The organism is Pseudomonas sp. TH08 (genome assembly GCF_016651275.1).
In the GTDB taxonomy this organism is placed as follows: domain Bacteria; phylum Pseudomonadota; class Gammaproteobacteria; order Pseudomonadales; family Pseudomonadaceae; genus Aquipseudomonas.
Window position 1 is genome coordinate 1,745,854 of the sequence record NZ_JAEKEE010000001.1, and the last position, 19,003, is coordinate 1,764,856.

At 57.7% G+C, this 19,003-nt stretch carries 18 protein-coding genes; 15 read left to right on the plus strand and 3 right to left on the minus strand.

The window, feature by feature from the left end; translation table 11 throughout:
• Positions 1 to 40 precede the first annotated feature (40 nt).
• The 14 genes from JFT91_RS08090 (at position 41) to JFT91_RS08155 (ending at position 14,835) form a co-directional block, all read left to right on the plus strand.
• Positions 41 to 1,459 (plus strand): glutamate synthase small subunit GltD family protein, encoded by a 1,419-nt coding sequence (locus JFT91_RS08090; protein ID WP_039757038.1) that lies wholly within the window; start codon positions 41 to 43, stop codon positions 1,457 to 1,459.
• A gap of 253 nt (positions 1,460 to 1,712) precedes the next feature.
• The gene (gene hemE / locus JFT91_RS08095) at positions 1,713 to 2,780 is read left to right on the plus strand and encodes a uroporphyrinogen decarboxylase (protein ID WP_007909440.1); all 1,068 of its coding nucleotides are present in this window, start codon (positions 1,713 to 1,715) and stop codon (positions 2,778 to 2,780) included.
• Positions 2,781 to 3,706: 926 nt separating this feature from the next.
• Positions 3,707 to 5,203, plus strand: coding sequence for an N-acetylglucosamine-binding protein GbpA (gene gbpA, locus JFT91_RS08100; protein WP_201232034.1), 1,497 nt, complete (start codon positions 3,707 to 3,709; stop codon positions 5,201 to 5,203).
• A 202-nt stretch (positions 5,204 to 5,405) separates the two neighbouring features.
• Positions 5,406 to 5,936, plus strand: a complete 531-nt coding sequence (locus JFT91_RS08105) for a type II secretion system protein N (RefSeq protein ID WP_201232035.1) — start codon at positions 5,406 to 5,408, stop codon at positions 5,934 to 5,936.
• A gap of 4 nt (positions 5,937 to 5,940) precedes the next feature.
• Positions 5,941 to 7,866, plus strand: coding sequence for a type II secretion system secretin GspD (gene gspD / locus JFT91_RS08110; RefSeq protein WP_518524858.1), 1,926 nt, complete (start codon positions 5,941 to 5,943; stop codon positions 7,864 to 7,866).
• Positions 7,863 to 9,344: a type II secretion system ATPase GspE gene (gene gspE / locus JFT91_RS08115; RefSeq protein WP_201232036.1), complete on the plus strand. Its 1,482-nt coding sequence runs from the start codon at positions 7,863 to 7,865 to the stop codon at positions 9,342 to 9,344. Before gspD ends, gspE begins: the two co-directional genes overlap by 4 nt.
• Before the next feature lie 2 nt (positions 9,345 to 9,346).
• Positions 9,347 to 10,558, plus strand: a complete 1,212-nt coding sequence (gene gspF / locus JFT91_RS08120; protein WP_201232037.1) for a type II secretion system inner membrane protein GspF — start codon at positions 9,347 to 9,349, stop codon at positions 10,556 to 10,558.
• 3 nt (positions 10,559 to 10,561) lie between these two features.
• Positions 10,562 to 11,011 (plus strand): type II secretion system major pseudopilin GspG, encoded by a 450-nt coding sequence (gene gspG / locus JFT91_RS08125; protein ID WP_201232038.1) that lies wholly within the window; start codon positions 10,562 to 10,564, stop codon positions 11,009 to 11,011.
• Positions 11,012 to 11,013: 2 nt separating this feature from the next.
• Positions 11,014 to 11,484 (plus strand): type II secretion system minor pseudopilin GspH, encoded by a 471-nt coding sequence (gene gspH / locus JFT91_RS08130; RefSeq protein WP_201232039.1) that lies wholly within the window; start codon positions 11,014 to 11,016, stop codon positions 11,482 to 11,484.
• Entirely contained in the window at positions 11,474 to 11,839 is a 366-nt protein-coding gene (gspI, locus tag JFT91_RS08135; RefSeq protein ID WP_201232040.1) for a type II secretion system minor pseudopilin GspI, read from the plus strand. The genes gspH and gspI overlap by 11 nt, the downstream gene beginning before the upstream one ends.
• Entirely contained in the window at positions 11,832 to 12,392 is a 561-nt protein-coding gene (gspJ, locus tag JFT91_RS08140) for a type II secretion system minor pseudopilin GspJ (protein ID WP_201232041.1), read from the plus strand. Before gspI ends, gspJ begins: the two co-directional genes overlap by 8 nt.
• Positions 12,389 to 13,258, plus strand: coding sequence for a type II secretion system minor pseudopilin (locus JFT91_RS08145; RefSeq protein WP_201232042.1), 870 nt, complete (start codon positions 12,389 to 12,391; stop codon positions 13,256 to 13,258). Before gspJ ends, JFT91_RS08145 begins: the two co-directional genes overlap by 4 nt.
• Positions 13,255 to 14,364: a type II secretion system protein GspL gene (gene gspL / locus JFT91_RS08150; RefSeq protein WP_201232043.1), complete on the plus strand. Its 1,110-nt coding sequence runs from the start codon at positions 13,255 to 13,257 to the stop codon at positions 14,362 to 14,364. The genes JFT91_RS08145 and gspL overlap by 4 nt, the downstream gene beginning before the upstream one ends.
• Positions 14,365 to 14,835 carry a type II secretion system protein M gene (locus JFT91_RS08155; protein ID WP_201232044.1) on the plus strand — a complete coding sequence of 157 codons (471 nt, stop codon included), beginning with the start codon at positions 14,365 to 14,367 and terminating at the stop codon, positions 14,833 to 14,835.
• Positions 14,836 to 14,838: 3 nt separating this feature from the next.
• On the opposite strand, the gene JFT91_RS08160 is transcribed toward JFT91_RS08155, so the two are convergent.
• Positions 14,839 to 16,092 (minus strand): MFS transporter, encoded by a 1,254-nt coding sequence (locus JFT91_RS08160; protein ID WP_518524862.1) that lies wholly within the window; start codon positions 16,090 to 16,092, stop codon positions 14,839 to 14,841.
• A gap of 139 nt (positions 16,093 to 16,231) precedes the next feature.
• Here JFT91_RS08160 and JFT91_RS08165 point away from each other — a divergent pair, with 139 nt between their 5' ends.
• Positions 16,232 to 17,128, plus strand: coding sequence for a LysR family transcriptional regulator (locus JFT91_RS08165; protein ID WP_201232046.1), 897 nt, complete (start codon positions 16,232 to 16,234; stop codon positions 17,126 to 17,128).
• 372 nt (positions 17,129 to 17,500) lie between these two features.
• Here JFT91_RS08165 and JFT91_RS08170 read toward each other — a convergent pair whose 3' ends face one another.
• Positions 17,501 to 17,866, minus strand: coding sequence for a hypothetical protein (locus JFT91_RS08170; RefSeq protein ID WP_201232047.1), 366 nt, complete (start codon positions 17,864 to 17,866; stop codon positions 17,501 to 17,503).
• A 348-nt stretch (positions 17,867 to 18,214) separates the two neighbouring features.
• Positions 18,215 to 18,652, minus strand: coding sequence for an excinuclease (locus JFT91_RS08175; RefSeq protein ID WP_201232048.1), 438 nt, complete (start codon positions 18,650 to 18,652; stop codon positions 18,215 to 18,217).
• Positions 18,653 to 19,003: the final 351 nt, after the last annotated feature.

The window sequence follows — 19,003 nt, forward strand, 5'->3', positions numbered from 1 at the left end:
AAGCTAATAGCTTGGAGCTGTCGTGTAAGAGGTTTTGAAGATGGCCGAACGTCTCAGTAACGACTTTCAATTCATCGATGTCGGGCGCAAAGATCCGAAGAAGAAACTGTTGCGTCAACGCAAGAAAGAGTTCGTCGAAATCTACGAACCGTTCAAACCCCAGCAGTCGGCCGATCAGGCCCACCGCTGCCTGGGTTGCGGCAACCCGTATTGCGAATGGAAGTGCCCGGTGCACAACTTCATTCCCAACTGGCTCAAATTGGTGGCCGAGGGCAACATCCTTCAGGCCGCGGAGCTGTCGCACCAGACCAACACCCTGCCGGAAGTCTGTGGCCGGGTGTGTCCGCAGGATCGTCTGTGCGAGGGTGCCTGCACCCTTAACGACGGTTTCGGCGCGGTGACCATCGGTTCGGTCGAGAAGTACATCACCGACACTGCGTTCGCCATGGGCTGGCGCCCGGACATGTCCAAGGTCAAGCCGACCGGCAAACGTGTCGCGATCATCGGCGCAGGCCCGGCAGGTCTGGGTTGTGCCGACGTGCTGGTGCGTGGCGGCGTGACTCCGGTGGTGTTCGACAAGAACCCGGAAATCGGCGGTCTGCTGACCTTCGGCATTCCCGAGTTCAAGCTTGAGAAGACCGTGCTGAGCAATCGCCGCGAAGTCTTCACTGGCATGGGCATCGAGTTCCGTCTCAACACCGAAGTCGGTAAAGACGTGACCATGGAGCAACTGCTCGCCGAATACGATGCGGTGTTCATGGGCATGGGTACTTACACCTACATGAAGGGCGGCTTTGCCGGTGAGGACCTGCCGGGCGTTTATGACGCACTGGACTTCCTGATTGCCAACGTCAATCGCAACCTGGGCTTTGAAAAGTCGCCGGAAGATTTCGTCGACATGAAAGGCAAGAAGGTTGTGGTACTCGGCGGCGGCGACACGGCGATGGACTGCAACCGCACGTCGATCCGTCAGGGCGCCAAGTCGGTGACCTGTGCCTATCGTCGTGACGAAGCGAACATGCCCGGCTCGCGCAAAGAGGTGAAGAACGCCAAGGAAGAAGGCGTGAAATTCCTCTACAACCGCCAGCCAATCGCCATCGTCGGCGAAGACAAGGTTGAAGGCGTGAAGGTGGTCGAGACCCGTCTCGGCGAGCCGGACGCCCGTGGCCGTCGCAGCCCTGAGCCGATCCCGGGCTCCGAAGAGATCATCCCGGCTGACGCCGTGGTCATCGCCTTCGGTTTCCGCCCGAGCCCGGCGCCGTGGTTCGAACAGTTCGAGATCCAGACCGACAGCCAGGGCCGCGTCGTTGCGCCTGAGCAAGGTCAGTACAAGCACCAGACCAGCAACCCGAAAATCTTTGCCGGTGGCGACATGGTGCGCGGTTCCGACCTGGTGGTGACGGCAATCTTCGAAGGCCGCAATGCCGCCGAAGGGATCCTCGACTACCTGGGCGTCTAAACCCCGCCCCTGAGCCAAATGCAATAACCCTGTGGGAGCGAGCCTGCTCGCGAAAGCGGTGGATCAGTCAACAGAAATGTTGAATGTGAAGCCCTGTTCGCGAGCAGGCTCGCTCCCACAGTTGTTTCTCTGTGTTGCTGATAGCGTGTTTCCAACGCAATAAATTGACCCGATAGACAAAAGGCTGACCTGCAACCGTGCCTTTTGCGTCGCGCTCTGAGAAAATGCCCGCACTTTTTTTCCGGATGCCGACATGACTGCCCTGAAGAACGACCGTTTCCTCCGCGCCCTGCTCAAGCAACCCGTAGACGTCACCCCCGTGTGGATGATGCGCCAGGCCGGCCGCTACTTGCCGGAATACCGCGCCAGCCGTGCCCACGCCGGTGATTTCATGAGCCTGTGCATGAATCCGGAATTCGCCTGCGAAGTCACCATGCAACCGCTCGACCGCTATCCACAACTGGACGCGGCGATCCTGTTTTCCGACATCCTCACCATCCCCGACGCGATGGGCCAAGGCCTGTACTTCGAGACCGGTGAAGGCCCGCGCTTCAAAAAAGTCGTCAGCACCCTCGCTGATATCGAAGCCTTGCCGATCCCTGATCCGCATAAAGACCTCGGCTATGTGATGGACGCCGTCAGCACCATCCGCCGCGAGCTGAATGGCCGTGTGCCGCTGATCGGCTTCTCCGGCAGCCCGTGGACGCTGGCCACTTACATGGTCGAAGGCGGTTCGTCGAAAGACTTCCGCAAGACCAAAGCGATGCTCTACGACAACCCGCAAGCCATGCACCTGCTGCTGGATAAACTGGCGCAGTCGGTGACCTCGTACCTCAACGGCCAGATCATGGCCGGCGCGCAAGCGGTGCAGATTTTCGACACCTGGGGCGGCAACCTGTCGGCGGCGGCATATCAGGAGTTCTCGCTGGCCTACATGAAGAAAATCGTCAGCGGCCTGATCCGCGAAAACGACGGTCGCAAGGTGCCGGTGATCCTCTTCACCAAAAACGGCGGCCTGTGGCTGGAAAGCATCGCCGAGGCTGGCGCCGACGCGCTGGGCCTGGACTGGACCTGCGACATCGGCAACGCCCGCGCCCGCGTTGGCGACAAGGTTGCCCTGCAAGGCAACATGGACCCGACCGTGCTCTACGCAAAACCGGAAGCGATCCGCACCGAAGTCGGGCGCATTCTGGCCAGCTACGGCAAGGGCAGCGGCCACGTGTTCAACCTCGGCCACGGCATCACCCCTGAGGTTGATCCTGAGCATGCCGGTGCGTTCCTGCGCGCAGTGCATGAACTGTCGGCGCAGTATCACGAGTAACTGACACAGTGGTTGTTGTTTGCCCTGCCCCGGAATCGGGCAGGGCAATTGATTCAATGTTCCGTCGTTGTCCTCCTCGTTTCCCCTCCCTCCCTCCCTCCCTCCCTCTCAGTCTTTATCGGGTACGTATGCGTCCGGGACGTCTTACGTCTGCCGGTTTTCTCCTTGTCTGCTGAATAAAAGTACGTCATTCACGCGAACAAAGTGCCTGCGTCGTGTGATGAATCTCTCAAATCACTAATTGCTATTAATATTATTAGTCGTAAGTTTTTAGTTGTTGGTCGGTGCTGTCTGGAATATCTGTTTGAATAAGGAAGTTTTCAGTTTTCAGGTGGGTAGTGAAGTAACAGTTATCAGATTTATAAAAATCCTATTGATTTGGTCGGTTATTTTTTAGCACTTGAAATGTTTAACAAAATATTTCGTGGTGTTATGGTCTGGCTGTTTATGGGCTGCGAAGTTCTTGCCTGATCGATATTTTTATCCGGCACTTCGATGGTTTTTCGCGACATGTTTTCTCGCTGAATATCATATGGCTACTATTGTGCGCACTGTTTTAGAGCGGTTTTTTTCGCCTCTGTGCGCTGTGATTGCGATAACGTTCAAAGTTTTTTCTTTGCAAAAAGCAGTTGGCTATTTCGTAAAAGGTGCCTGAAACCCCTTCTATTTCAGGCACGCAGGCTTCTCGAGTAAGATTTTCGTCAAAGCAAAATCGCACCGACACCGATGAGGGCATCACGCCTGGATATCTCTCGCAGAGTGGCTGTGAATGCCGAGATAACAGTTGATGCCGTCAGCGAAGTCTCGATCGTTAGTTTGATTATGGAATATCAGAGGACCAGCTATGTCTCGGCAGCGGCTTGTTCTGGAGAAGGAACTCGTGCGGCAAAAAAACAACGTCGTAAGTGTGTTAATTGGAGAGCAAGATGACGAAAAACATTTCATCAGCGGGGATCCTCGCAGGGTGTGCATCCTCATTGACCCTGCTGGCTTCACTGTTGGCTTCTCAGCAAGTGTCGGCGCATGGCTATATTACCGAGCCGCCTGAGCGAGCTTATTCTTGCCGACTGGGCGTCAATACAAATTGCGGTGGTGCTCAATACGAACCGCACAGTGTGGGAGAGGGGCCTAAAGGTTTCCCGTCTGCGGGGCCGGTCGATGGCAAGATTCCAAGTGCCGAAAACGGTTCGTTTTCCGAGATGGATATTCAAACGGCTACCCGCTGGCATTTGAATGAAATCAAGAACCGCAATGTCGAGTTTGCCTGGAACTACACCGCCGCCCATCGAACCACTCGTTGGGAATACTTCATCACCAAAACCGGCTGGAACCCGAACGAGCCGCTCAAGCGTGCGTCGTTCGATACCACACCGTTTTGCGTGGTGGAGGCCAACGGCGGCTCGCCGATTGCCGGGCCGTCGGGCGGCGCTGGCCCAGGAAAAGAGAAGCACAAGTGCACGATCCCGGCCGATCGCAGTGGGCATCACGTCATTCTCGGTATCTGGACTGTCGATGACACAAAGTCGGCTTTCCATAAAGTCATTGATGTGAACATCACTGCCGATGGCAATACGGGACCGGGTCCGGGACCAGGTCCTGTGGACAGTTGGAATGATGTCGGCAACATCGCCCCGAACAGAACTCTGGGCATCGGCGACAAGGTTAACGCCCGCGCATTCGTAGGCGGAGCTGAAAGCGCTGAATACAGTGTCGGGATCACGATCGATTCAACAGAAGAAGGCCTGCCGCAGAACTGGTCGTACAAACTGGCCGAAAAGGTCAACGCGACCCAGAAACTGATACGTGCCGGTGTACGTGACGCCGAAGGCAATATTGCCCCGGTCAAGGGCACGAATGGCTTGTACGCCAAGGTTGAAAGTGGTGTTACCAGCTATCAGCTGCAAACGGTAATAGTCAGCGATATCGACGCTTACATGCACGTCCACAACATGGCGAGCGAGTTTGTGCTGGACAAAGGCAAAGCCAAAGTCGACCTCACGGTCATGACCAACCGCGAACTGACCGTTGAGGCCACCGTGGTGGATGCCAACAACAAGCAAGTGGGCTATGCGAAACAACTGGTCAATGCCACCACTGCGCCGATCGGCGTTCAGGTAACCAGTTCGCCCGGTGCACATCAGGTATTGCTGGTTGGCAGCAGCAAGGATGGCCGGATCAATCTTCAAGACGCCAAGCGTTTTGAAATGACCGGTACAGCCGGCGGTGGCGATCACGCCTTTGAGTTCCCTGCCGGGATTGGCAGTTACAAGGCCGGTACGAAAGTGCTGCAGCCAAAAAACGGCAAGGTCTATGAGTGCAAGCCGTTCCCGTTCGAAGGCTGGTGCAAATCTTACAGCCCCTCCGCCAATCAGTATGAGCCAGGTATTGGTTCCAACTGGCAGGACGCCTGGATTGCCAGGTAATCCCTAGCCGTTCGACGCCGGACAGCCGTCATGGCTGTTCGGCGTCGTCAGTTGGTATTCGAGGCATACCCTGGATGTGTGGATCGGAACGTGAAGACATGAACAGAAAACCCGTTTTCTCAAGGCAACCCGTGCCTGCGCAGGGATTGCTCACCGACAGGCTTCGATCGTTTGAGTTGAGCCGCCCTTGAAGTTTTTATCGATGGCGCCCTCCAGAAAGACCTCGGTATTTCTCGGCTCGACATTGCTGCTGCCGCTGGTTTGTGGCGGTGTATTGCTGTGGAAGGAGCGCGCCTGGCGCGACACGCTTCCCGTTCTGGCGAACCTTGCGATCAAACCGCCTCCCTCAGTTGACGAACAGGCGCCGTTCAATCCGGGGGCGATTGCTTCGTTGCTGGGGCTGGTAGCGCAAGAGTCACTGGCCCGAAGCAGTGAGGCGTTAGTGCTCAAGGCCAGTTTTGTTTCCAGTACCGGTGACTCCCGAGCGCTGTTGGCCGGCACTGAAGGTGAACGGACCTACCGGCTCGGCGACACCTTGCCGGGCGGCAGTGTGCTGCGCCGCATCGAAGTCGGCCAGGTGGTGTTCTGGCGCAATGGCCGCGAAGAAGTCTTGCCCATCGAAATGTCGACCAAACACTGGTTGTTGCCCATCGAAGGCAGTTCGCCCGACGTTGCTGGCGCAAGCGCCAACCTTTATCTCCAACCCACGCCCTACAGTGGCCAAAGTGATTGATCGCATGACTATGCTCTTCCGGTTTTCTGCACGCCGCGTCTTGCGGTTTCTGGCGTTCGCACCGTTGTTGGTTCAAGGCGTTGTATTGGCCGAAGCGCCGCAATGGCAGTTGTCCATGAAGGATGCGGAGTTGCGCGATGTCGTGCAGGAGATGTCTTCGATACTCGGCTCCACGGTGATTCTTGATCCGCGTGTTCAGGGTCGAATTACCGTGCTTTCCAAACAGCCGCTGGACCGCGAAGGTGTTCGGCGTCTGTTCTTCTCGGTGCTCGATGCCCACGGTTTTGCCGCTGTTGATCAGGGTGATCGCTTGCTGATCATTCCGGCGGGCGAAGCCAAGGCGCGCGCTGGAAACGAAAATGGCCACACGGCGTCGAGCACCGAGTTCGTCACTCAAGTCATCGAGTTGAACGCCAGTGTTGCCGCCGATCTCGCCGGGTTGATTCGTCCGTTGGTGTCCACCAATGGATATATCGGACCCTCCGCTTCGGCCAATGCATTGATCGTTACCGACAGCGCCGGCAACGTCCGCCGCATCAGCGAGATAGTGCGGCAACTGGATTCCGGTGCCAAAAATGCACACGCCGTTGTTGAGTTGCGCTATGGCCTGGCCGTCGAGATTGCCAAAGTCATGGAGCAGTCGATCGGCAAACAGAACCTGGAGTCCGGCAGCCAGGTTATCGCTGATGGCCGCAGCAATCGTCTGGTGATTCTGGGCACACAGGTCGCCCGGCAGCGGTTGATCGATATGGCACGGGCGCTCGATACACCCGCCAACGCCCGCGCGGACAACTCCAGGGTCATACGTCTGCGCCACAGTGACGCCAAGCAGTTGGCCGAGGTGCTCGATTCCATGAGTCAGGGAATGAAAGCGGCCGGTGGTGCGGGCATTGGCAAAGATACTTCGCCGGCCTCCCCTGTGGTGGTCAAGGCCGATGAGAGCCAGAACGCGCTGGTAGTCATTGCCGAGCCGGCGCAGGTGCGCACCATCGAGAATATTGTCCGTCAACTCGACCAGCCACGCGCTCAGGTGCTGATTCATGCCGCGATCGTCGAAATCTCCGGCGACATCAATGAAGCGCTCGGCGTGCAATGGGGCGTGAATGGCGGTGACGTCAAGGGCGGCATCACCTTTCCGGGCGCTGGAAGCACGATTGCCGGGCTCTTGGGTTCGGGAGCCAACGTCAAGTTGCCGGAAGGCGCTGCACTGAAAATCGGCAGTGATCGTTTCGGCGTTCTGGTGACCGCGTTGGCTAGCAATGCCCGTAACAACTTACTGTCGACGCCGAGTCTGCTGACGCTGGACAACCAGCAGGCAGAGATTCTGGTGGGGCAGAACGTGCCGTTCAAGACGGGCTCCTACACCACTTCCAGCAGCGGCTCGGATAATCCCTTTACCACGGTCGAGCGCAAGGACGTCGGCATCAGCCTGAAGATCAAGCCACACATCAACGAGGGCTCGACACTCAGGCTGGAAGTCGAGCAGGAAAACTCCGAAATCGCGCCTGCGGTCAGCGGCCTCACCAGCGAAGACCTGATCACCAACAAGCGCTCGCTCAAGAGCACTATTCTGGCTGATGACGGCGAGATCATCGTGATTGGCGGTTTGATCAAGGACAGCGTACGGACGGTGGAAAGCAGTGTGCCGTTCCTCGGCCGCATTCCGCTGATCGGTGGGCTGTTCCGCTCAAGCAAAGACACCGTGACCAAGACCAATCTCATGGTGTTCCTGCGTCCGACCATCGTCCGCAGCAGAGCGAACCTCGCCGAGATCACCGAGGATCGTTACAACGACCTGCGTCACTTGAGCAAACCGGGCGCGCGGCAGAACAACTCATTGTTGTTGCCACGAGACCCACAACAATTGTTCGAAGGCTCCAACGACAATCAACTGATTGATCTGCGCAAAGACAAGGTGCGAGCACCATGAGTGCGGTGCCGGAGTCCGCTGCTAGATTGCCATTCGGCTTTGCCCGTCGTTTCGGGGTATTGCTCGAAGGCGAGGGGGACGATTTGCGCGTGTTGTTTCGCGATGACACCCCGTTGACTGCACTGGCCGAAGTGCGCCGTTTGAGTCCCCGGGATCTGCCCTGGCAGCGGCTCGACGAACAGACTTTCGCCCTGCGTCTGGCGCAGTGTTATCGCGCCGGAAAAAGCGCCGCCGAGCAAGTCGCACAGGGGCTGGACGATGAACTGGATCTGGTCAGTCTGGCGGATCAGGTACCGCAGACTGCCGACTTGCTGGAGCAGGAGGGCGATGCACCGATCATTCGTCTGATCAACGCGTTGCTCAGCGAAGCCGTCCGCGAAAAAGCCTCTGACGTGCACCTGGAAACGTTCGAACAGTACCTGTCGGTGCGCATGCGGGTCGACGGTCAATTGCGTGAAGTGCTGCGGCCCAAGCGTGAGCTGGCGAATCTTCTGGTGTCACGAATCAAGGTCATGGCCAGGCTGGATATTGCCGAGAAGCGTATTCCTCAGGACGGTCGTATCGCCTTGCGTCTGGCTGGCCACGAGGTTGACGTGCGGGTGTCGACCCTGCCTTCGGCCCATGGCGAGCGAGTGGTTTTGCGTTTGCTCGACAAGCAGGCCGGTCGCCTCGACCTGCAGCGTCTGGGCATGCCGGCCGAGACGCTGGCGCGGTTTCAACAAATGCTTGGCAAACCCCACGGGATCTTTCTGGTCACAGGTCCGACGGGCTCGGGCAAGACCACCAGCCTGTATGCCGCGCTGACTCATCTCAACGATCAGACACGCAATATCCTGACCGTCGAGGATCCGATCGAATATCACCTGCCGGGCATTGGCCAGACCCCGGTCAACCCCAAGGTCGATATGACGTTCGCCCGGGGTTTGCGGGCGATCCTGCGTCAGGATCCGGACGTGGTGATGGTGGGCGAAATTCGTGACCGCGAAACCGCGGAAATTGCTGTGCAGGCTTCCTTGACCGGTCACCTGGTGCTGTCGACCTTGCACACCAACAGCGCGGTGGGCGCAGTGACCCGGTTGCTGGACATGGAAGTCGACGCGTACTTGTTGGCGTCTTCGCTGGTCGGTGTGCTGGCCCAGCGTCTATTGCGCACGCTGTGCTCGGAATGCAAATCACCCTATGTGGCGGACGCGGCCCAGAGCCTGCGGCTCGGCTTGGCGGTCGACGCGGCGCCGCGCCTTTATCGGGCCGTGGGTTGTGAGCATTGCCAGCAGGGGTATCGCGGACGGATCGGCATTTATGAACTGATCAGCGTCAATCCGGCGTTCTCGGAGTTGATCCATCGCGGCGCAAGCGAGCCGGAGCTTCAGCGTGAAGCACGCAACAGCTCCCCGAGCCTGTTTCAGGATGGGCTGCGGCGGGTACTCGATGGCTCGACCAGCCTCGATGAGCTGTTGCGCGTGACCCAGGAGGACTGAGCATGCCGGCATTCGATTATCAGGCGCAGGACCGCAATGGTCGCAGGATCAGAGGCTCGCAAGAGGCGGAAAGTCCCAGGCAGGCGCGTCAGTTATTGCGTGATCGCGGCCTGATGACCACTCACTTGAGGGAGGCCCGACGGGTAAAAAATCCGGCCGGTCGGTTCACCAGTAACGCGCGCTTGAGTGCCAGCGAACTGGCCCTGGTCACACGTCAGCTATCGACGCTGATTCAGGCCTCGTTACCACTGGAAGAAGCCTTGCAAGCGGTAGCCTCGCAGAGTGAAAAACGACGTGTCAGCAGCCTCCTGCTATCGGTGCGCAGTCGTGTCCTTGAAGGCTACGCACTGGCGTCGGCACTCGGCGGATTTCCCAAAGTGTTCCCCGAACTGTATCGCGCCACGGTCGATGCGGGTGAGCGCTCCGGTCATCTGGAGCAGGTACTGGAGCAGTTGGCCGACTACACCGAGGCCCGTCAGCTTTCGCGCCAGCGCATTCAGCTGGCGCTGGTTTATCCACTGATTCTGATGTGCGCATCGCTGGCCATTGTCGGTTTGTTGCTGGCCTACGTGGTGCCCGACGTGGTGAAGATTTTTATCGACAGTGGCCAGCCATTACCGATGCTGACTCGCGGACTAATCGCCCTCAGCGATGGCTTGCGCGGTTATGGCCTGTGGCTGTTTTTGCTGATCTTCGCTTTGGTCGCGGCTGTACGAGCGGCGTTACGTCAGCCCGCCATGCGTTTGCGCTGGCATGCATTGCTGCTGCGCATGCCGCTGCTTGGCGGGGTGTTGCGCGCGACCGAAGCGGCACGGTTCGCCAGTACCTTGGCGATTCTCGGCAAGAGCGCCGTGCCGCTGGTGGATGCTCTGGAAATAGCCGCCGCGGTGATTGCCAACCAGACCGTCCGCGCCCGCATGAGCGATGTCGCCCGCTCTGTTCGTGAGGGCGGCACGCTGGCTCGTGCCCTGGAACGCAGCGGCGATATCCCGCCGATGATGCTGCACATGATCGCCAGTGGCGAGCGCGCGGGTGAACTGGACAGCATGTTGGCGCGAGCCGCCGAGCAACAGGAAAAAACCCTGGCAGCGCGCATCGCACTGGCGGTGAGCCTGTTTGAACCCTTCATGCTGGTAGTGATGGGCGGCGTGGTGTTGCTGATCGTCCTGGCCATCCTGATGCCGATTCTGAGTCTTAATCAACTGGTGAGCTGAACCATGAAACCCTTTGTACATACCGGCGCACGTACCCAACGCGGCTTTACCCTGATCGAAATCATGGTGGTCGTGGTGATCATCGGCATTCTCGGCGCGATCGTCGTCCCGCAGTTCATGAGCCGACCCGATCAGGCCAAGGTCACTGCTGCCAGAACCGATATTCAGGCGATCGCCACGGCGCTGGAAATGTATCGCCTCGACAATCACAACTATCCCTCGACTCAACAAGGGCTCGAAGCGCTCAGCAAACGCCCGACAGGTACACCGACGGCGAAAAACTGGAACCCGCAGGGTTACCTGAAGAAACTCCCGGTCGACCCATGGGGTACGCCTTATCAGTACCTGGGGCAGGGCGTTAAAGGGCCGGGTTATGACCTCTATTCCTTCGGTTCCGATGGCGTCGAAGGTGGGGAAGGGCACGCGGCTGAAATCGGCAATTGGGACAACTGAGGATGAAGCGCAACGCCCGTGGTTTCACGCTGCTGGAGATGCTCGTGGTGATTGTGGTGATCAGCGTGGTGATCGGCATGATCACCCTGGTGGCCGGCGAGAGCCCGGCACGTCAGGCGCGGCAGCAAGCCCTGGTCGTTGCACAGTTACTGAACACCTCACGGGAAAGCGCGGTGCTGGAAGAGCGTGAATACGGCGTACGGCTGGAGCGTGAGAGTTATCAGTTGTTGCGTTTCGAGCGTTCGACCTGGCAGCCAGTCGGCGCGCCAAGTCATTTGCCTGTGGGATTGTTCATGACGCTTGAGCAGGAAGGTCGACCGCTGACCCTGAGCGACCAGTCGGCGCAACCCCAGATTTTGCTGCTCAGCAGTGACGAACTCAGCCCCTTTGTCTTGAGTTTTTCCAGCAAGAGTCAACGTTGGTTGAGTCTTTCCAGTGATGGTCTGAGTGAGCCGGTCATCGATGAAAACTGAGCGCGGATTTACCTTGCTGGAGGTGATGATCGCCCTCGCGATCTTCGCAACCCTGGCCGCCGCCGCCCTGTCGGCCAGTCAGTATGTATTGCAGCAGGGTGCCGGTCTGGAGGAGCGGTTGTTTGCCTCATGGCTGGCGGATAACCAGTTGAGCGAACTGAGCCTGCAACGCAATCTGCCATTGGGCAGTAAACAATTCGTCGTCGCCTTCGCCCAGCGAGAGTGGGTGCTCAGCCAAGTCATTCGAGCGGCAGAAGACCCGCGTCTGCTTGCGGTCGAAATCAGCGTGCGCCGTGGCGACAGTGACAACATCGTGAACCACAGCCAGCGCTGGTTGCAGGCGCGAGATGAATAGACAGTCGGGTTTCACCTTGATCGAGTTGCTGATCGCCATGGCCATTTTCGTTGTGTTGGGGATGGCGTGCTGGCGATTGTTCGACGGAGTTGCCAACGCCGAGCGCAGCAGTGTCGACCATCAGCTGGCTCTGCGCAGCTTGATGCGCGCCGTAGCGGTGATTGAGCGCGATGTGCTGCAGGTGGTGGAGTCGCAGCCGGGGCGGACGATTCTGCTTGATGGCGGTTTGCTGAATTTTCAACGGGGTAACTGGCGCAACCCGCTGGATCAGCCGCGCAGCGAGTTACAGGAAGTCAGTTACACCTTCGAAGGTGAAACGCTGTGGCGTTACAGTCGCGCTGTTGGCCAGGCCGAGGCGCAACGGCAGAAGTTGCTCGAAGGCGTGACTCAGGTGCGTTGGCGGTTGTTCGATGAAAAAAGCGCCTGGCGCAGTGAGTGGCCCGTTGACGCAAAAATGCCGATGGCGCCGCCCCAGGCTGTGGAACTGCAGTTTTCCTCGCCGCGCTTCGGCCAGATCCGCCGCGTGTTCATTTTGCCGCAGGCCGTGCGATGAAGAGCCGTCAGCAAGGCGTTGCATTGATCACGGTGCTGCTGGTGATGAGCCTGGCGTTGTTGCTGGTCGGGAGTTTACTGCGCAGCCATCGCCTCGCCGTGCAAAGCAGTGCGCAGCAACTTCATCAATTGCAGTTGCGTCAGTTGGGGCTGAGCGGTGAAACCCTGGCTCGGCAATACCTGCAGAACCCACAATGGCGAGCGTCCAAAACGATTCAGCTGGGGCAAGAGTGGGGCCAGCGCCGCAGCGCATTCGACATCGACGACGGGCGCGTGCACATCCACATCGAAGACTTGGCCGGGCGCTTCAATATCAATCAGTTGCTCAAGGCCGGTCAGGTCGACCAGATCACGCTCGGGCGCTGGTCGCGGCTGTTGCAGGCGCTGAACCTGAATGCTCCGGATTTGAGCGCTTTGCGCCCGCCCGACGGCCCGGGGCTGCTGTCCGATGTCTCCGGATTACGGTTGCTGCCCGGCGTCGATGCACATTGGCTGGCGCGCATCAAACCGTGGATTGCCGTGCTCCCCAGGGAGGCCACGCTAAACGTCAACACCGCCTCGGCAACGGTTCTCGCGACCCTTGAAGGAATGACCATCGACAGCGCCCGAGCGTTGGTGGCGCAACGTCCTGATGAGGGTTACTCCAGTGTGCAGAACTTCACTCAGGCGCCTGCCATTGAGGGATTGGGTGTGCTCAGCCAAGGGTTGGGCCTGAGCAGTCGCTGGTTTCGCGTAACGGTGGATGCCGAGTTGGGCCAGCGCCGTCTGCGCCTGATCAGCCAATTTGAACGTGATTTGAACAATGGCCGGCTACGACTGCAACAACGAAGTTTCGTGGCCTCGACTGAAAGTGAAATTGCCCAATGAAAACCTGGCTTTACCTGACCGCCGAAGGCTTGTCTGAGGCATCACCCGATTGGCCCTGCTGTTTCTGGCGTGACGACGAGGCGCCGAATCTCATGCCGTTGGCCAACGCAGCGACCGTGTTGGCCGGTGCCAGCGTCATGCTGATACTGCCAATGGAGGTTTGTAGTTGGTGGCTCACCGACGCGAGGCCTAACCGACGACGGCCTTCCGTACAGGCGCTGACGTATGCGATTGAGGACCAATTGGCGCAGGAACTGGACAGCGTTCATGTGGCGGCCGGGCGCTCAGACGCTACGCGACGCTATCCGCTGTTGGTAATCGACCGGCAGTGGCTGGAACAGTTGTTGATCCTGCTGAAGTCCTTGGATATCGAGCCGGCAAGCTGTTTCGTCGATGCCGATCTGCTGCCCGACGATCAGCCTTGTGGCGCTTGGTGGTTCGGGCGCTGGATCGTTGGAGGGGGCCTGCGAGCGAGGCTGGCGCTGACCGATCAAGGACGTGAAACCTTGAAGGAAAATCCGGCATCCCCCGTGCATTGGCTGAACACACCGGGCTCTCCGCTGACAGCGCTCAGCACTGTGTTGGTCAGACAATCCCGGCACGCCATAGACCTGCGTCAGGGCGAATATGCTCAGTCGCAGCGCCGCTTGCCCTGGTCGCTGGTGGGGGTGGCGGTGGGTCTGACGCTCCTGATGCTGTGGGGTTTCACTCAGGCCCGTAGCCATTTTCTTGAACAACAAGCCGGGCTTCTTTACGCCGACAGCGTGGAGCGGTTCAGAGCCATCTATCCGCAGGAAACGCGCATTGTTGACCTGGCTGCGCAATTGCGTGCCTTGCAATCGCAGAGTGATACGAATCAGGAAACCCGTCTGGCGCGTTTGCGCAGCCTTGCCGAACAGGTAATCGGTGGCAGCAGCGTCGAGGTTCAACGCATCGAGTATCGCGCCGGCGAGGGTTGGAAAGTGCAACTGACAGCCAACAGTTTTGCCGAACTTGAGCAGTTGCGGGAGCGCGGCAGACAGAGCGGGATGCCAATCAAGCTCGGCAGTGCCAGCAAAGACCAGAACCGCGTACGGGCAATATTGACGCTGGAGGAGTCGTCCTGAATGAAGTCTTACCTGAAGTTACCGCCAGTCTTGCAGGAAAAATGGCAGCAACTGCCGCGAAGGGATCAGAAAATGCTGGTCTGGCTGGGCATTTTCCTGATCGTCGTGCTGATGTTCAGTGGGCTCTGGCAACCGGCACAACAGCGTCTGGCTGCCGCCGAACGACTTTACCAACAACGGTTGGCGCTGGCGCTACAAGTGCAGCGCGCACTGCCGTCGCAGCAGCGCCCGCCGGTATCCGCGCCGCTCTCCGCCCGGCTCAGTGACAGCGCATTGGCGCAAGGGCTGGACCTGGAACAGTTCGAGGCCGATGACAATGTCCTGCGCATCACCTTGCGGGGCAATGCGCAGACATTACTGAAATGGCTGGAGGCCGTCGAACGCGCCGGTGCTCAATTCGAATCCCTGAGCCTGGATAAAAAAGATCAGTTACTGGAGGCGCAACTGGTGGTTCGTGCCGAGCCATCCTGACAGTCAGGATGGCGCGTTACCCAGCGTTGGCAACTTCGCCAGCTTCAACGCCACCAACAGCGCAACCAGCAACAGCGCGCCGATAAACAGGCCAATGCCGTTCCATCCCCCCAAGTGCCAGAACACCCCACCCGCCGTGCCGGCAATGCTCGACCCAGCGTAATAACTAAACAGATACAACGACGACGCCTGCCCCTTGGCCTTGGTCGCGCGGCGGCCGATCCAGCTGCTCGCCACCGAATGCGCGCCGAAGAAGCCAAAGGTGAAGATCAGCATGCCGATGATCACCAGCGGTAGAGGTGTGAACATGGTCAGGGCGAGGCCGACGAACATCAGCGCAATCGTTGCCCACAACACTTTGCGTCGGCCCAGCTTGTCGGCCAGCGAACCGATCTTCGCTGAGCTGTAAATGCCCGACAGATACACCACTGACAGCAAACCAACAAACACCTGATCAAGCTGATATGGCGCAGCCAGCAAGCGATAACCGATGTAGTTGAACAGGGTGACGAACGCGCCCATCAGCACGAACGCTTCAAGGAACAGCAGCGGTAGGCCGGCATCGCGAAAGTGCATGGTGAAGCCATCAAGCAGGCTGCGCGGGTGCAGCGAGCGCGAGCGGAAGTTGCGTGACTCCGGAAGAATTTTCCAGAACACCGCCGCCGCAATCATCGCCAGACCGCCGATCACCAGCATCGCTGTGTGCCAACTGACGAAGTCGATCAGCACGCCGGTGATCAAGCGCCCGCTCATCCCGCCAATGGCGTTGCCGCCGATGTACAAACCCATCGCCAGGCCAATGTGCTGCGGGTGAATCTCTTCGCTCAGGTAGGTCATGGCCACCGCCGCCAGGCCGCTCAACGACAGGCCGATCAACGCGCGCATGATCAGTACGCCTTCCCAGCTCGGCATCATCGCACTGGCCATGGTGCACAGCGCCGCTGCGAACAGTGCGGTGACCATCACCGGTTTACGCCCGACCCGATCGGAAATCGGCCCGGTGATCAGCAGGCCAATGGCGAGCATGCCGGTGGCCACCGAGAGGATCAGGCTGCTCTGCGCGGCGTTGATCGAATACTCATGGGACAGCAGCGGCATCATCGGTTGCACGCAGTACAGCAGGGCAAAGGTCGCGAAACCGCCGCTGAACAACGCCAGGACCGTGCGCATGAACATCGGCGTGCCTTTTTCGATGTAGATCTCTTGCAGCTCGGCGACGACATCGTCCACCGCAGCAGGCGGGACTTCATGGGCCAGGGGGGCGACAGCTGTTTTCACTTCAGACCTCGGAGGACACGGCCAGGCAGGCAATGAAAAAATCATATAGCTGGCTAATGTTTCTATCCAATATATTGTTCGACCTGTTTGATAGCTTTAACGACCTAATGGGGTTTTCATGGAATTGCGTCATCTGCGCTACTTCATCGCCGTTGCCGAAGAACTGCATTTCGGCCGCGCCGCACAGGTGCTGGGGATTTCTCAGCCGCCGTTGAGCCAGCAGATTCAGGCGCTGGAGCAAGAGGTCGGCGCGCGGTTGTTTGAACGTACCAATCGTCGGGTCGAGCTGAGCGAAGCAGGCAGATTGTTTCTGGAGGAGGCGCGGCTGGTGCTGGCGCAGGTCGATAAAGCGGCAGATGTCGCCCGGCGTGCGCAACTCGGTGAGTTGGGGGAATTGAAGATCGGCTTCACTTCATCGGCGCCGTTCAACTCGACCATTCCTCAGGCGATCTTTTCGTTTCGGCAACGCTTCCCGGCGGTGCATCTGAATTTGCGCGAAATGAGCAGCACCATGGTGGCGGACGCGTTGGTTGATCAGTCGATCGAAGTCGGCATCATGCGCCCGCTGGGGCTACCGGATTCGTTAAGCGTGGTGGAGTTGATGCGTGAGCCGCTGGTGGCGGTGCTCAGTTCCAAACACCCGCTGGCGCAGGGCAGCGAGGATGGCCTGTTTCTTTCGGCGCTGGCGCTGGAACCGTTTGTGTTCTTCCCGCGCAGTTACGGCAGCGGCCTCTACGCGCAACTGTTAAGCCTGGCCCGCGATGCCGGGTTCAGCCCCCACTTCGCCCAGGAAGCGGGGGAAGCGATGACGATTATTGGTTTGGTGGCGGCGGGTCTGGGTGTTTCGGTGCTACCGGCGTCCTATCAACGCATGCGCATCGACGGTGTGGTGTATCGGCCGTTGCTTGATCCGGAGGCGATCTCTGCGGTGTGGCTGGTGCAGCGCAAGGATCAGAAGTCGCCGATGGCCAAGGCTTTTGTCGAGTTGCTCACACGCAAGGTCGAACAAGCCTGACGGGTGCGCCGTCAATGGCTGGCAAGCCAGCTCCCACAAGTTACAGAAGTGTTCACACCCTTTGTGCTCATTTAAAAAACCAATGGGGCGGGCTTGCCTGCGTCTTGTTTTAACTTGTAAATATCCCTTTTTCACATGGGGGTTCTTGGTTTTGACGGGTTCTTTCCATGATTTGTGATGTTTAACATCAGGGGCGGATTATGTTCAAGCTTGTGCTTTCACGGTTTTTCGTCTTTTTGGTAGTTGGCATTCGAAACTGACTTGATGTTTTGAGCTCTACCATTTTGTCGTTTTGAGGGAGTGCTAATTCAATTCTCCGTCAGAGTTTTTTCTAATTAAAGATTTCTGGTTATAGATAAAGTCTGAACGTATTCATTGGGAGTATTTGTCAGCGGGAAGATTCTCATCGAGAACTGTTACAGTGCATCTCATGGTTGTGCGGTCTGACTCTGCGATGACGAGCCATGAATAGGGCGGTTCGCTAAGAGCATTGATTTTACTTTCAATAGAGCTAATCAAACCCTCCAGGGATAGTTCGGTTGTATCAGTTCCTCCTGCTTTTACTGAAACTTTAACTATACGGTATTCTTGGTCGGTATCTTCATCGTCATCTTCTTCAGAACTTTCATTGAAGTCGAAATTCAATGTGCCTTCCCACGACTTATTGGCAGCGTTTTGGTCGCTGGTTGCAGCCTTCATAAGGCTTAAGATTTCATTCTTGAATTTTGAGTTTTCCACAGTAATTATTCCTTTTTAAAATGGAGCTTGATTGATTTTTTTCAATGTGTTCGTCGCCGGGCTAGTTTGAAGGGAAGCTTTAATTTGAGCACCTGTCAGATCTGACAGGTGTTGAGGTTGTTTAGCTATATTCTGATACCTGTTCAGATTTTCTTGTTATATGTTCGCTCCTGTCATTGCAATGCTTTCCAGTTTCCATATCGATTTACAGAGCTATTTTAAAAAATACGAGATGATAGGTTTTCAGTGCTATTTACCAGCATTTTATTTGCGAAAATATGATTAATTAATCGATGAAAAAGGGCGCCAAAAGGCGCCCTTTTTCATGCTGGAATGCCGTTCCGGCAATCAATTCACTCGCACCAAGTCCCCGCGCAACGCCACCCGCGTGACAAAAATCCCCGCCCGACACTCGTATGTATTCAAATCCTTGCGCACATGCTGGTCGTAGTAGCTGACGATATTGACCACCGCATTCGCCCCGACACGCTTGGCGTCGGCCTGCAACCTGATCAGATTCGACTGCAATACCCACTCGCAGGAATCATGATCGCTCTTGTTGAAACCATTGGTTTTCAGGTCGCTGATCACCTCCCGGCGCAGCAACTGCTGAGTGCCCTGCGGCCCGTTGCCGGCCAGATAAAACTTCACACTGCCATCCAGCCGCCCGGCCCGCAGCGCGTCCGAGACGACGGTTTCGAACGGCATGTACATCAGGTTGGTGGCATGGCTGGCGCTGGGCATCAGCGCGAAAAGCGTGGCGGCGATCAGGGCTTTCACTTGCATGGTCATCTCCTTGACGGTGAAAGAGAACAGCGAGTGTTTGACCGGTGGGGGCTCGCCGTTCTGGCAGACGCGATGCGTTGGCCTGCCAGACGAGTGTAGATGCAGAAAATGAACAGGGCGCCGAATGGCGCCCTTTGTGTATGGCAGGTAGCAATTTCTCTGGTCAACCTCTGCTTAATGATTAGTTCTGCTTATAAGGGCTGAATTATCGAATTAGAACGTCCGCGCGAATGTCGCGAAGATGTCTTAGAGTCTCTAGCCGCTTTTTGTCGTCGGGGCTAAGGCTTTTCACTTGTTCTGGAGTCAGCTTCAGAAGATCCTGATCGGTATAAGTTGCCATGTTGATCACCG

Bases quoted from the DNA above. Each gene is read 5' to 3' on its own strand.
- JFT91_RS08105 (WP_201232035.1), top strand. From the start codon at position 5,406: ATGGCGCCCTCCAGAAAGACCTCGGTATTTCTCGGCTCGACATTGCTG.
- JFT91_RS08090 (WP_039757038.1), top strand. From the start codon at position 41: ATGGCCGAACGTCTCAGTAACGACTTTCAATTCATCGATGTCGGGCGC.
- JFT91_RS08165 (WP_201232046.1), top strand. From the start codon at position 16,232: ATGGAATTGCGTCATCTGCGCTACTTCATCGCCGTTGCCGAAGAACTG.
- gspE (WP_201232036.1), top strand. From the start codon at position 7,863: ATGAGTGCGGTGCCGGAGTCCGCTGCTAGATTGCCATTCGGCTTTGCC.
- gspF (WP_201232037.1), top strand. From the start codon at position 9,347: ATGCCGGCATTCGATTATCAGGCGCAGGACCGCAATGGTCGCAGGATC.
- JFT91_RS08145 (WP_201232042.1), top strand. From the start codon at position 12,389: ATGAAGAGCCGTCAGCAAGGCGTTGCATTGATCACGGTGCTGCTGGTG.
- gspH (WP_201232039.1), top strand. From the start codon at position 11,014: ATGAAGCGCAACGCCCGTGGTTTCACGCTGCTGGAGATGCTCGTGGTG.
- JFT91_RS08155 (WP_201232044.1), top strand. From the start codon at position 14,365: ATGAAGTCTTACCTGAAGTTACCGCCAGTCTTGCAGGAAAAATGGCAG.
- gspD (WP_518524858.1), top strand. From the start codon at position 5,941: ATGACTATGCTCTTCCGGTTTTCTGCACGCCGCGTCTTGCGGTTTCTG.
- gbpA (WP_201232034.1), top strand. From the start codon at position 3,707: ATGACGAAAAACATTTCATCAGCGGGGATCCTCGCAGGGTGTGCATCC.
- gspI (WP_201232040.1), top strand. From the start codon at position 11,474: ATGAAAACTGAGCGCGGATTTACCTTGCTGGAGGTGATGATCGCCCTC.
- gspL (WP_201232043.1), top strand. From the start codon at position 13,255: ATGAAAACCTGGCTTTACCTGACCGCCGAAGGCTTGTCTGAGGCATCA.
- hemE (WP_007909440.1), top strand. From the start codon at position 1,713: ATGACTGCCCTGAAGAACGACCGTTTCCTCCGCGCCCTGCTCAAGCAA.
- gspJ (WP_201232041.1), top strand. From the start codon at position 11,832: ATGAATAGACAGTCGGGTTTCACCTTGATCGAGTTGCTGATCGCCATG.
- JFT91_RS08175 (WP_201232048.1), bottom strand. From the start codon at position 18,652: ATGCAAGTGAAAGCCCTGATCGCCGCCACGCTTTTCGCGCTGATGCCC.
- gspG (WP_201232038.1), top strand. From the start codon at position 10,562: ATGAAACCCTTTGTACATACCGGCGCACGTACCCAACGCGGCTTTACC.